The following is a 14,170-nucleotide window of genomic DNA, read 5'->3' on the forward strand; positions in this document are numbered from 1 at the left end:
ATGAAACTGGGATGAATTAAAACAGCAAATGTCATTTTAATCCATCAAAAATCGCTTTTTTATTTAGTAGAATGACCAATTATGGAAATGTTGGCAGATTCATCATGCAGTCTTTCAATAAACTGCTCAGCCAGTAAGGGCTTACTATAGTAATATCCTTGTAACTCATCGACTTGTTTAGCAATTAAATAATCAACTTGTTCTTTTGTTTCCACCCCCTCTGCAATGGTTCGAATATTTAATCCTTTTGCCATCGCAACAATAGCATCAACAATACTTGCATCTTCCTGATTCTGGCAAACATGGGTGATAAACGATTGATCAATCTTCAATGCGTCAATCGGGAAACGACGCAAATAACTCAATGATGAATAGCCTGTGCCAAAATCATCGATTGAAATATTAACCCCCATGGATTTTAATACTTTTAAGCGCAAAACACAGCGATCAACATTATCAATCAGCACGCCTTCTGTTAATTCTAAATCAAGCGCATGGGTTGGTAATTGTGTTTCTTGTAAAATACGAGCGGTTTCTTTAACTAGATCACCCGTACGAAATTGATAAGCTGAAAGATTCACAGAGACCTTTAAATGAGAATATCCCATATCATGCCATTTTCTGGCTTGCTGACATGCTGTTTTCAAAGCCCAACGACCGACAGGCACAATGACGCCTAATTCTTCTGCCAAAGGAATAAAGACCCCTGGTGGCACTAAGCCAAGCTCAGCATTTTGCCAGCGCAGCAAAGCTTCAGCACCGCAAGTTAAACCCGTTCTTGCATCAATTTTAGGTTGGTATTCAACAAAAAATTCATTATTCGCTAAAGCGCTACGCAGTAAAAATGCCATTCGCTGCTTTATCAAGACTTGATTATTCATGCCTGGCATATAAAGTTGAAATGAATTCCGTTCCGCAAGTTTTGCATGATAAAGTGCTGTATCAGCATTGGTAAAGAGTGTTTGTGAGTCTTGGGCATCATCGGGGTAGATGCTCACTCCCACCGATGCACCTAATAAGATGTCATGATATTCAATATTGAAATAATGAGCAGTAATGGTTAGCAAAATCTCTTGTGTGGTTTGTTTAAGCTGCTCATAATCCTCTACATTATCGATAATCAACACAAACTCATCTCCAGTTACGCGTGAAACCAACTCTTTTCTTTTAACGCAACGAAGTAATCTCGTTGCAACCAATTGTAAGATAGTATCTCCTACCTCGTGACCATATGAATCATTCAGCACCTTGAATTTATCAATACCTAACATAATCAATGCCAAGCGTTGATGATTTGCTTTGGCAGATTGAATTTCAGTTTCAAGTTGTATCATCAACAAGGTACGATTGGGCAATGATGTTAGCGCATCATGATGCGTTAAGTATTGCAACTCATCTTCTGTTTGCTTAAATTGAGTAATATCTGAGAATACTGCAACATAATGGATCAGCTGTTCTTTATCATCTAACATGGCATTAATCGTTAAACGTTGCGGATAAATCTCGCCATTTTTGCGTTTCTCCCACAGTTCACCCTGCCACTTTCTTTGGGTATCTAACGAAAGATGCATCCGTCGATAAAAATCTTCATTCTGCTTATCACTATGTAATATATTAATGGATTGACCGATAATATCTTGTCTTAAATAGCCTGTGATATGCGTAAATGAAGGGTTAATTTCAATAATTCGAAATTCAGGATCGGTAACAATAACCCCTTCGGTTGTGCTTTCAAAAACCTTATTAAATAATTCCAAACGCTTTTGTGTTTCGCGTTTGGCTGTAATATCTAGTAAGGTTCCGACCATTCGCAAAGCATGGCCATGTTTATTACGCTCTACCACTTTCCCTCGAGCTAGCATCCAACGCCAATTTCCTGATTTATGTCGCAGCCGATGTTCAGTCACAAAAAAAGGTTTTTCATCTGCTAAATGACTTCGTAATTCACTTTTAATCTGATGAATATCCTCTGGATGCACTAATTTAAAATACTGCTCCCTATCCTTTGGCATTTGATCACGTCGATACCCTGTCAGATTGGTAAAACTTTCATCGATATACCAATTATTGTTTTCAAAATCTAAGTCAAACATGACTTCATTACTGGCCCATAACGCAAGATTTAAGCGTTCTTCGCTTTTAGTCAAGGCTTTATCTCTACCTTCTACTTCATCAAGCATGGAATTAATTCCCTGGGTTAAATCACCCAGATCATCTTGCGTTAATACTTCAGCGCGCAAAGAATAATCTTTTGTCTTTGTGATTTCTTTCACTGTTTTCGACAAATTGTTCAAGGATTTCGTTAACACATCTTGCAAGAAGAAAGTCACTAATACCGCGCCCAGTAATGATAGAATTAAAACAATTGTTATCATCATAATTAAATAATTAATATGGTATTTGATTTGATCTAAAGAATGCAGCAAAACGACTTTGCCTACGATCTGATTATTATAAGTGATATCTCCAACGATTTTGACATCGTCTTTCCCGAAAAGAATGCTTTGATTATTGGTCGATAAAGATAATTCAGCTTGCGGTAATGCTTTAGGGTTATAAACTGCGATAGGCACCCCATTAACCGAATAAATACCAGCACTTACAATTTCAGGATTTTTTTTGAAATATTCTAAAATTTCTTTTGTCTTCTCGATTTGATTAGTCGCTAATGCTTGCCCAATAGAATGATTAATTAAATCGACTTTAAATTGGAGGGCATTTTCCAGCTCGACATGTGAATGCTTAGCCTCTAAAACAACAAATGCAATGCCGGCGAATATTAAGGAAATCAAACCAACTGTACAAGCATATAGCTGCACTTTTTGACTGAAAGAAAGCCTTAGTCGTCCCATAGCTCTAGTCAGATCCAGAATAGAGAGTATTATACAAAGAATGGCACGTTTTATTCTGAATTTCCCCTCAAGGGGGACCTCGTAGGCCTAAGGCGGCAAGTGAGTAAAGCCCCAGGAGTGCACGCATAGTGCATAACAGGGGTGAGAGCGCAGCCAACACAGCATCAATTCAAAATGGGAAGAGTATTATTTGCCACCACGAACTAAACCACCCAACCCCGCATCTTCTAGCGCACTTTCAAGAAATTGTCTGATGTCTTGAGCGTGATGAAAATTCATCACTTCTTTCACTAATTGCTGTGCTTTGACCACGGTAAAGTTACGAATAATCCATTTAACTCGTGGCAAACTCAGTGCATTCATACTCAGCTGGTTGTATCCTAACCCTAGCAATGCAATAACTGCTGTGGGCTCGGAGGCCATTTCACCGCAAATTGCAACAGGTTTATTCTGTGAATGTGCAGCATTGGCAATGATTGCTAATGCATGCAGCACTGCTGGGTGGAGTGAATCATATAGGTTGGCAACATAGGGATTGTTGCGATCTACCGCAAGTAGATACTGAGTTAAATCGTTACTACCTACTGATAAAAAATCAACTCGTTTAATGAGTTCATGTGCTTGATAGACTGCCGATGGCACTTCAATCATAACGCCCGTTTCAGGAAAGCGAGCATTACCCCCCTCATCAATCACTTCACGATGAGCTTGGCGTAGTAATCTCAAAGCCTCCTCGATTTCACTGATACAGGAAATCATCGGAAAGAGAACTCGCAAATTTTGTAATCCATTACTTGCACGAAGCATGGCGCGAAGCTGTACCAGGAAAATTTCAGGATGATCCAGCGTAATACGAATACCACGCCATCCTAAAAATGGATTGTCTTCAGTCACTGGGAAATAAGATAAAAATTTATCGCCCCCAACATCTAATGTACGAATGGTAACCGGCTTTGGCGCAAAACTTTCCAATAATTGTCGATAAATTAAATACTGTTCTTCCTCACTTGGAAATCTATCACGTATCATAAAAGGGACTTCAGTACGATATAGACCGACTCCCTCTGCGCCAACTTGTAATGCAGGACGAATATCTGCGACTAAACCCGCATTCACGCAAAGTGCAACTCTGGTACCATCTGGCGTCTCGCAACGCAGCTCTCGCAGCTCATCTAGGCCTGCATATAATTCTTTTTCCTCTGCTGCCAATCTGGCAAAATCAGAAATCATTGCTTGCGTTGGTGAAGTAAATACTTCCCCATGGTATCCATCAACAATAATTTGTTTTCGATCACACTTATGCGCAGGAAAACCTGCAACGCCCATGACAGCCGGGATCCCAATTGCTCTCGCTAAAATAGCGACGTGCGAATTAGCTGAACCTTTTAAAGAAACAATCCCTAATAAATGATCTTGTGGCACTTCTGCCAGATCGGAGGCTGATATTTCATCTCCCACCAAAATGGTGTCGTGGGGATAGGTATGAGGCAATGGGCTTTCACTTTGTAAATTTGCTAAAACGCGCCGCCCCAGATCCAGTAAATCTGCTGAGCGTTCTCGCAAATAGGGATCTTCCATCGTTTCAAATTTATGCACTTGGCGTTTAATAATTTTACGTAATGCATAAGGAGCCCAATGCCCTTCTTCAATGAGTGCAATGATATCTTCTTTAATGCTGCGACTATCCAGCATACTCAAATAGGCATCAAATAAATTTTGCTCTTCAGGTAATAGTGTTTTCGCTAAATGACCTTTTAAACGTCGAATATCTGCACGCGTTGTTTCCAATGCTTGCTCAAAATATTCAATTTCCCTATCAATATCGGTAATTTCTTTATCAGTGACCGCATCAAGGTCAGCAGGCAAAACCAATACCGCTGTTCCTATCGCAATCCCTGGGGCTGATGGAATACCATGTAACGTCGAAGGTAGATTAGATTGAGTGACAGTAAAATGCGTCATGACGCCGCCTGCATTCGCATGGGCAATATAACTTGCCAATTGAGCAGAAACGGTCACTAAAAAAGCAACTTCTCCTTCATCGAAACGGCGAGGTTGACGTTGTTGAATAACCAAAATACCAACCACTCTTCGTTGGTGAATCATGGGTACGCCTAAAAAGGCAGAATAGCGCTCTTCCCCTGTTTCAGGAAAATACCGATAACGAGGATGGCTTGGAGCATCGCTTAAGTTAATAGGCTCTTCACGCTCACCCACTAAACCGACTAACCCCTCAGAAAGGGGAATGGTCACCTTACCATCAACTCCGTCTAAGAAACCTACCGATGCGACTAGCAAATAATGATGCTTTCGGCGTTCGACTAAATAGGCAGAGCAAGCTTCTACTCCCATCGCACAGGAAACACGTTCGACAATGATGCGCAACACCTCTTGCAGATCTTGTGCTTCATTCACTTCTTGAACAATTTGCCTGAGAACGCTAAGCAACTGTATCTTCCTTTTCCGTCGCGGTTTTCGTCACTGAATTTTAATGGTCAAGTGGATCTAATGTCATCAATTCTTTTTTGATATTCATTATTTTGGGTGAAAATTCCAGCAACGCTTGACGATAAACTTCTCGTTTGAAAGCAACAACTTGATAAAGTGGGAACCAATAACTTACCCAACGCCAATGATCAAATTCTGGCTTGATTGAAACATCTAACTTGATACAGCTATCTTCGCCTTCCAAACGTAGCAAAAACCATTTTTGTTTTTGCCCAATACAAGGGGGACGGGTATCGCTACGAATTAAGCGTCTAGGCAAGCGATAGCTTAACCATTGCTCAGATTCGGCAACAATCGATACTTCTTTTTGAGATAATCCAATTTCTTCATATAACTCACGAAAAAGTGCTTCTTCGAGCTGCTCATTATCGTGGATGCCCCCCTGTGGGAATTGCCACGCATCTTGGTTAACGCGACGCCCCCAAAAAAGCTGACCATGAGAGTTAGTTAAGATAATCCCTACATTGAGGCGAAAGCCGTTTTCATCAATCACTGGGTACTCTTTTTGACTTGGTTATTTGTGATTATTTTTTCACAAAGGCGGGCAACTCAGCAAACAAATCTGCAAAGCTTGATGGATTCGGGGGATCCTTTGCGAAGACGGGTCGCAGTGTATACAAAATACATGACGATTGTGAGATGGCGAGCCAACAACGCTGGGGAATTTGCGAAGACTAAGGAAAAAGCAAAGCGCACTAATAAGGGCGCTTTGCTAAACTTGGGGTGTCTGACAAACTGCTAAGGCGGTTCACTTTTCAGCTTGCCGCCTAGCCTAAGTTAAGATACTTCTAGTGTGTATTAAAGGAAGTTCCACACTAAAGAAGCTTTACCCGTGTTTTCATGACGGCTGCCATCACCACTGATTGTGTAGAGTGTGCCAAGGTTGCTAGCTAAAGCAACAACGTCGTCATGTCTGCTGTGTGAATGGTAGTTATATTCAGCACGTAGTGACAATGCATTGCATAATGGCACTGGGAATTCAGCACCTACGCCACCGACAAAGCCCCAACGATGATTGCGATCGTTAGCATAAGCCACTGAATAAGGTACTGCTGGCGCAATTGCAACGAAATCGACATCATCAACACGTGTTACTTCTGCACCTAAACGGATGTAAGGTAAGAAATAACGGGAAACTTCATAACCTACTCGAGCGGTGAGGCCAACAACAGCATTATGGTGGGAATTACCACTTACTGAACCACTCACTGCACCATCAACGGGATCGATGAATGAGAAAGTAGCACCATCATCACCATGATCACGCCAATCAACGTTGATTTCACCACCAAGCAACCAGCTATTGCAACGTGCTTGATAGCCTGCTAATAAACCCCAGATAAATTTGCTGTTACTGTCGCCAACGTCACCAGCACGAAATGAAGTAATTTGGTTACCAGGAGCTGGATGAATAATTGTTACGTCTACGTCACGATCGCTGTGCCATGCCCAACCACCAGACACACCTAATAACCAGTTACCTTCCCAGCCAGCTTGTGCAGCTGAAGCTGCAAATAAGCTTGAAGAAAGACATAATAAGATTCCAATTCTTTTCATGATTTTCACCCCAAACTAATGTTAGTTAATTAAACACATTTTAGGTATAAGCCTTGAGAATAATTTTGTCAAATGCTAGGAAACTCACAGTTAACAATTTGCATAATATGATGCTTTTTGCATTTGAACTTTAAAAAATCATTTGCTAGAGCTGACGAAACGTCAAAATAATGACGCTTTATTATGCTTTATCTCATTGATAATAATAGTAATACACTGCAAGCATCTCAAGGGACGGTTTTTTTAATAGAAAAGTGAGCAAAATTGAGTACTGCGCCTCAAAAAACATTTAAAAGAAATTCCACACTAAAGCAACTCTGCCTGAATGCGTTTGTGGCTGTAATGCACTTTCAAATGCAGGCGTGACCAATCCATCCGGTAAAAAGCCACTCGCTTTAACTGTCTTACTCTTAGAATGCCAATTATATTCCATCCTAAAAGTGGCGCCGCATGTCATTGGCAAAGGGATTTCAAAACCAAAGCCACTCAATGCACGGTGAACATAGGTCGCTGTTGAGACTTCTATGCTATTAGGATAAACCGAAGGATTCGCGTCGTAACGCGTCGTTAAAGTATCTCGTCCAAACTCAACGCCTAAACGCACATAGGGCATAAAGTAAGGCGCTAAGGCATAACCCACTCTTGCTGTGAATGCCGCGACTAAATCTCTTTTATAATGGGTAAGCGCACTCCAGCCAATCGCATTCCCCGCATCCGTGAAAGCAAAAGGTAAATCATCATTCATATCATGATGATCAACATTGAGCTCCCCACCCACTAACCAACTTCCTTTGACGGCTTGGTATCCCATAAAGAGACCAAAGATCATACCGGGTGCACTATAATCACTGATAATGAGTGATTGTGGATAGGTGCTAGGAAAAAGGCTGCCATTATAACTAAGTTGAGTTTGATTGCTACCCGTTCTGCTGCCATAGCCTGCTGAAGCACCCACTAACCAATTGCCCAGCCAATCACTTTCAAAGGCTTGTGCCGTTAAAGAAATAAAGAAGATCCCGAATATTGCTAATTTATTTCTTTTCATCCCTTTATCCCTTAGCTGTGCTTTTAAAAATTCCAAATCAAGGAAACTTTACCGGTGTCGATGGAAGGCCTTGCTTCGACAGAGAAGGCTGGATTAACAACACCATCTAAAATTCGACCACGCCCCTGTAAAGTTGCGCTAGGGAAGTGATAGTTGTATTCCATGCGCAAACTGAGTTGGCAAAAAAGTGGTAAGGGGAATTCTGCGCCGACACCAACAAAAACATGATTTTGCCATGAATTATCTTTCAAGGTCAGACCAAAAGGATAAACGCCTGGCGCTCCATTAAATCGAGCGGTTATTTCTTGATGAACTGTCTCAACACCGACTCTAACATAGGACATAAAGAACGGAGCCATGTAGTAACCTACACGCGCGCTTAAACCATAAAAGCCTTTGTTACGTGCTTGTAAAGCCGTATCCCAAGCCAGCGCATTGATTTGATCGGTAAAAACAAAAACGCGCTCTTTGTTGGTATCAAACCAATCAGCAGATAACTCGGCGCCCAAAACCCAATCATTGCAAATGAATTGGTACCCTAATAATGCGCCACCACCAAAACCGGTATTTCTTTGTCTATCTTGGTAATCGGTTTTGGGCACTATCGGAAATCCGGTATAGAAAAGGCCTATGTCGTAACGTCCATCGTATCTTGCGTAATCGACAGATACCCCAACCAAAGGCTCACCCTGCCAATAAGCTTGCACATTAACTGTTAATAGCAGCGTTAATAAAGACAACACTAACCGACATTTATTCACGACAGTAACCTTCTTATAGCAGCTTTGCATGCTTCATCTTATAGCGTCTTGCTTGATAACAGCAATCTCAGGCAATGTAATTTTAAAATAAAAAAACGCCAAGCTGATTGCTCAACTTGGCGTCTAGGACTTTCTTTTAAAAAAGTATTATACGAAATTCCACACCCATGACGCTTTAATAGCGCTAGTTTCTGGCTGCGGATGACGGAAATTATGTGTGCCGATAATAGGAGCAGTGCTATCATCAATAACAATATTTTCAGTCGCAGAATACGTGTATTCAAAGCGAATCGTTGATGGACCAATGAATGCAGGGAATTCTACACCAATACCCGCAACGACGCCCCAAATATCATCTTTCTTGGAGCTAAAATCAGGAAGCGAAACAAATCCAAAAGGAGCGCCAAGATTGCTGCCAATGTTTGCTTGATACGTTGCTTCATCACGACTGTATTGTGCGCCAACACGAACGTAAGGTAAGAAGCCTGGGGTTACAAAATAACCACCACGTAAAGTCAAAGCGTAAATAGGACCGCGTTCATAACGTACGCTGCCTAATACACCGTGCAAACCAGTGACGCTATCAGTGAATGCAAATTGGCGAGTTTCATCAAATTCTTGAAAATCTACATTCGCTTCAATACCAGCAAGCCATCGATTACAACGCATTTGCCATCCAGCAAGTAAGCCAAAGATCATCCCTTGATCGGTGATCATGATGCTTTGTGCAGGATTGTTGTAAACGGTGATAGCGGGAATAACAAGCGGAGAAGTTGTAACAAATTGAGTGGTAAAACCCTCTTTTTGTCTTGCCCAACCCAACTCGCCACCTAGTAAGAAATTACTAGATGAACTTGCTTGGCCTAGTGTGCTTGCGAACACGGAGGCGGATAAAACAGTAAATGCCAAAACGGATTTCATACGCATGGGAAATCATCCTTAATAACCATGAAACTTTTTTATTTAAGTTATCAAGTTTATCTGTAAAGTATTCCATCGCCCTTATCAGGGCTTCAGAGCCATATTAACCGAAAATAAACTCTCTGCCAAATTACACGGCGCTATGGTGACGAGTCAATACTTTTTGGCTTCCACACTAAATTTAATTCACGAGCGGCTTTTACTTCATCTAAGCGTTTGCAAGCCAAACGACTTGGAGAACTGCGAATTTTTTCAGGTTCAGATGCCATTTCTTGCCTTATTTGCTGCATCGCTGCAACAAAGGCATCTAGCGTTTGCTTAGATTCTGTTTCGGTTGGTTCAATCAAAAAACATTCTGGAATTAATAATGGGAAATAGGTTGTTGGCGCATAAAATCCTGCATCTAATATCCGCTTAGCAACATCCATTGCGCTCATTTCATACTGCTTTGCTTCTTTTGCTAAGGTAATAATAAATTCATGTGTCGCACGTCGATGAAAGGCTACTTGATAACCTAGTTTTTGTAAGGCCACCATCAAATAGTTAGCATTCAAGGTTGCATATTCTGCAACGCGATATAATCCTTCCTTCCCTAGCAAGCGTAAGTATGCATAAGCCCGCAAGAGAATACCGGCATTGCCCATAAAGGTAGATAAGCGCCCAATCGTTTGAGGACATTCCTTCTCAGCTAACCATCGGTAAGCTTGTGCCTCTTTTGCAACAATAGGAACGGGCAAGTAAGGCAGTAATCGTTTACTCACGGCAACCGGACCACTACCGGGGCCACCCCCTCCATGCGGCGTTGCAAAGGTTTTGTGCAAGTTCATATGCATCACATCAAACCCCATATCGCCTGGGCGAACTTTGCCTAAAATGGCATTGAGATTTGCACCATCATAGTAAAGTAATCCACCTGCTTCATGAATCAATTTGGCAACCGTCGTGATAGAACGCTCAAATACCCCAAGTGTTGAAGGATTGGTTAGCATAATGCCAGCGGTTTGCGGCCCCACCATCGCTTTTAACGCCACAATATCAATATCGCCATCATCCGTTGTCGGTATTTCGCGTACCGTAAAACCACACATCGCAGCGGATGCTGGATTGGTACCATGTGCCGTGTCGGGTACCAATATTTCGGTACGCGTAAAATCTTGGCGTTCATGATGGTAAGCTCTCATCATTGCAACACCCGCCCACTCACCTTGAGCACCCGCCATTGGCGTTAATGAAATACCAACCATACCTGTAATGGCTTTTAAGTATTCTTGTAATTCATAAAGACAATGCATAAATCCTTGACTACTCATCAAAGGCGCTAAGGGATGATGATGCAAAAACCCAGGTAACATTGCAGCATGTTGCACACCTCTTGGGTTATATTTCATCGTACAGGAGCCTAAGGGATAAAAGTGCGTATCAATACAATAATTTTGTTGTGCAAGCCGAGTAAAATGACGAACAACTTCTAATTCTGATAATTCCGGTAATAACGGTATATCTTGACGAAGCCATTTTTGCGGCAAATCCGGTGTCTTGGTTAATGTTGGAAATTGGGCTGACGCTTGTCGTCCAGGCTGACTCTTATCAAAAATAGTCATATGTGACTCCTTTGTATTGCAGCATTAAGCATCTTAACAAAATGCTCAATATCTTCAGAACTTTTGGTTTCTGTCGCACAAATAAGCAAAGCATTTTCTAATGATGGATAGTAAGGACTGACATTAAATCCACCAGCAATACCTTGTTCACAGAGTGTTTCTAATACCTTATTCACATCAGCAGGCAACTGCCATACCGATTCATGAAAATGCTCGCCTACAAAACAAGGCTTGACATCAATCGCCAACAACTGCTGTACGAGAACTTGATGATTAAGATAGCATTGCTGTGCTATCTGTTTTAAACCTTGGGGCCCCAGCAAACTCATGTATATTGTTGCCGCTGTCACTAATAATCCTTGATTGGTACAAATATTCGAGGTTGCCTTGCTACGACGAATATGTTGCTCTCTGGCTTGCAAGGTCAAGGTAAAACCAGGTTGATTATTCTGATCTTGCGTTAAACCCACTAAGCGACCTGGCATTTGTCGCACCAAACTCATTCTTGAACATAAAAATCCGAAATAGGGCCCCCCACCTGCCAATGGCACACCTAAGGGTTGTCCTTCACCACAAGCAATATCTGCTCCACTTTTTCCCCATTGTCCCGGTGGTTTTAACCATGACATCGCAATGGGATTAACTACTCCCACAACCACGGCATCTTTCTCATGTGCCCAATCCGTTATCGTATCCACATTTTCTAAACGTCCAAAAAAATTGGGTTGTCCCATCACCAAAACTGTGAGTGATTTTTCTTGTTGCCATTGTGTTTCCAAAGCCTCTAATGTCACAACGCCATGAGTTGGATCATAAGCAATTTCTTTCACTGGTATTGCATGAGGTTTTAAAATCGTATGCAACACTTGGCGATAAAATGGATGAATGTTACTAGCAATCCAAACGCAAGGCTTCACTTCTTTTGACTTAGAACGAATACCCATTAATACCGCTTCTGCTAAAGCTGAAGCACCGTCATACAATGAAGCATTAGATATCTCCATTCCCATTAACGATGCCATCATCGTTTGATATTCCCACATCAACTGTAGGCTACCTTGGCTTGCTTCCGCTTGATAGGGCGTATAAGCTGTTAAAAATTCGCCTCGCTGCGTCAAATCCCAAACCGCCGCAGGAATATGATGTTCATAAGCACCTGCCCCAATAAAGCATTGCAACTCCATTGTTTGTTTTGCGCGTGATTGCATCAATTGCATCATTGCCATTTCATTAAGTCCCATCGGGATCTCTGGCATATCATTGATCATTAACGCAGATGGGATTTCATCAAATAACGAGTTGATTGATTCAACACCAATTTCTTGCAGCATTAATTGAATATCACTTTCTGTATGCGGAATAAATGGCATTTTATACGCTTCCCATTTTGAATTGATGCTGCTTGTCCGGCGTAGCTTTTAGCGAAGCCGGATTACCTGCTCTCACTTACGATATTTTTTGTGAATACGCTTGTGCCTCAAGCAATTGTTCCCATTGTTCTGGTGCTTGTGGTTTTATTTTAATTATCCACCCTTGTTGATAAGCGTCTTGATTAATCAATTCAGGATGGTCGACTAATGATTCATTGATGGCAACAATCTCACCGGAGATTGGCGCATATAAATCAGAAGCGGCTTTAACCGACTCCACCACACCAAACTCTTTATTAATAATGACTTTATCTCCAACGGCAGGAAGTTCTATAAAGACCACATCTCCCAGCAGTTTTTGAGCATGATCGGTAATGCCAACCGTCCAAACATCATTTGATTCACGGGCAACCCATTCATGCGTCTGCGTATATTTTAGCGTTTGTGGAATATTATCCATGTTGTTTCCTTACAAATGGAGGTTTGATTAATTTGGCAGGCACTTGCTTGCCACGAATTTCAACATTGACTTGAGTAAAAGATCCTATTGGGAGCCGTGCAAGGCCAATGCCACAAGCGAGGGTTGGTGAAAAACTACCGCTCGTTAATTTTCCTTGTTGCCAATCATTATTTTCATCTTTAACATGCACTGTCATATCGGGACGGCAAACGCCTTTTTCCAATAGCATAATCCCCGTTAATTGCCAGAGAACACCTTGCTGTCTTTTAGCTAATAATGCTTCTTTGCCAATAAAGTGACGTTCGAGATCTCTCAAATCAATTGTCCAGCTTAAATTGGATTCATCCGGTGTCACATTTTCATCCATATCAACACCATATAAATTTAAACCCGCCTCTAAACGCAAACTATCACGTGCCGCTAAGCCAATTGGCCTGACTCCTTGTGCAATCAGATTATCCCATATTGCAGCCACTTCTTTATTGGGAATCATCAACTCAACCCCCATTTCGCCGGTATATCCAGTTTTAGCAATAACAAGATCTTTCTCTGATAATAATTGAAATGAAGATAATGCTTGCAGCGTATCTTTAATACTCGGCAATACCTGGGCCAATTTATCAAATGAATTCGGCCCTTGCAGTGCGAGCAAACTTAAATCATCACGGGAAGTAAGCGTTACCTCAAAAGAAGCTGCTTGCTTAAGGAACCACTCCCAATCTTTATCTGTGGTACCTGCATTGACCACACAGCGATAGGCATTATCACCTAAATGATACACAATCAAATCATCAATTATGCCTGCTTGTTCATTTAGCATGCAGGTATAAAGTGCCTTTCCTATGGGTATTTTTCGTATGTCATTCGCAAGTAGTTGGCGCAAAAAACGCATGGCATCCATACCTTGAATATCAATCGCGCGCATATGTGATACATCAAAAACACCCACATCATTTCTAACGGCATGATGTTCTTCAAGCTGTGAACCATAATGTAATGGCATGAGCCAACCAGCAAAAGGCACCATCATCGCGCCTAATTCAAGATGTTTGTGGTAAAGAGGAGTCGACTTTTCCATGTCTCTTTTTTTTCCTT

General features: G+C 41.5%; 11 protein-coding genes. All 11 read right to left on the bottom strand.

Annotated elements, in window-relative coordinates:
- Nucleotides 1–59: 59 nt before the first annotated feature.
- Nucleotides 60–2,852, bottom strand: a complete 2,793-nt coding sequence (locus HT99x_RS14035; protein ID WP_075065304.1) for an EAL domain-containing protein — start codon at nucleotides 2,850–2,852, stop codon at nucleotides 60–62.
- A gap of 186 nt (nucleotides 2,853–3,038) precedes the next feature.
- Nucleotides 3,039–5,300 carry a phosphoenolpyruvate--protein phosphotransferase gene (gene ptsP / locus HT99x_RS14040; RefSeq protein ID WP_075065303.1) on the bottom strand — a complete coding sequence of 754 codons (2,262 nt, stop codon included), beginning with the start codon at nucleotides 5,298–5,300 and terminating at the stop codon, nucleotides 3,039–3,041.
- Between the two features lie 40 nt (nucleotides 5,301–5,340).
- Nucleotides 5,341–5,853 (bottom strand): RNA pyrophosphohydrolase, encoded by a 513-nt coding sequence (rppH, locus tag HT99x_RS14045; protein ID WP_075065302.1) that lies wholly within the window; start codon nucleotides 5,851–5,853, stop codon nucleotides 5,341–5,343.
- A 305-nt stretch (nucleotides 5,854–6,158) separates the two neighbouring features.
- A complete protein-coding gene (locus HT99x_RS14050) occupies nucleotides 6,159–6,917 on the bottom strand; it encodes an outer membrane protein (protein ID WP_075065301.1) in 759 nt (252 codons plus the stop codon).
- 289 nt (nucleotides 6,918–7,206) lie between these two features.
- Nucleotides 7,207–7,962 carry a hypothetical protein gene (locus HT99x_RS14055; protein WP_075065300.1) on the bottom strand — a complete coding sequence of 252 codons (756 nt, stop codon included), beginning with the start codon at nucleotides 7,960–7,962 and terminating at the stop codon, nucleotides 7,207–7,209.
- Between the two features lie 23 nt (nucleotides 7,963–7,985).
- On the bottom strand, nucleotides 7,986–8,723 hold the full coding sequence (locus HT99x_RS14060) for an outer membrane beta-barrel protein (protein ID WP_158003352.1): 738 nt from the start codon (nucleotides 8,721–8,723) through the stop codon (nucleotides 7,986–7,988).
- Nucleotides 8,724–8,870: 147 nt separating this feature from the next.
- Complete coding sequence (locus HT99x_RS14065; RefSeq protein ID WP_075065298.1) at nucleotides 8,871–9,650, bottom strand: outer membrane protein; 780 nt, start codon at nucleotides 9,648–9,650, stop codon at nucleotides 8,871–8,873.
- 134 nt (nucleotides 9,651–9,784) lie between these two features.
- Nucleotides 9,785–11,245, bottom strand: a complete 1,461-nt coding sequence (gene gcvPB / locus HT99x_RS14070; RefSeq protein ID WP_075065297.1) for an aminomethyl-transferring glycine dehydrogenase subunit GcvPB — start codon at nucleotides 11,243–11,245, stop codon at nucleotides 9,785–9,787.
- Nucleotides 11,242–12,615: an aminomethyl-transferring glycine dehydrogenase subunit GcvPA gene (gene gcvPA, locus HT99x_RS14075; RefSeq protein WP_075065296.1), complete on the bottom strand. Its 1,374-nt coding sequence runs from the start codon at nucleotides 12,613–12,615 to the stop codon at nucleotides 11,242–11,244. Before gcvPA ends, gcvPB begins: the two co-directional genes overlap by 4 nt.
- Nucleotides 12,616–12,691: 76 nt before the next feature.
- On the bottom strand, nucleotides 12,692–13,075 hold the full coding sequence (gene gcvH / locus HT99x_RS14080) for a glycine cleavage system protein GcvH (protein ID WP_075065295.1): 384 nt from the start codon (nucleotides 13,073–13,075) through the stop codon (nucleotides 12,692–12,694).
- Complete coding sequence (gene gcvT, locus HT99x_RS14085) at nucleotides 13,068–14,153, bottom strand: glycine cleavage system aminomethyltransferase GcvT (protein WP_075065294.1); 1,086 nt, start codon at nucleotides 14,151–14,153, stop codon at nucleotides 13,068–13,070. Before gcvT ends, gcvH begins: the two co-directional genes overlap by 8 nt.
- Nucleotides 14,154–14,170: the final 17 nt, after the last annotated feature.

The organism is Candidatus Berkiella aquae, assembly GCF_001431295.2.
In the GTDB taxonomy this organism is placed as follows: Bacteria; Pseudomonadota; Gammaproteobacteria; order Berkiellales; family Berkiellaceae; genus Berkiella; species Berkiella aquae.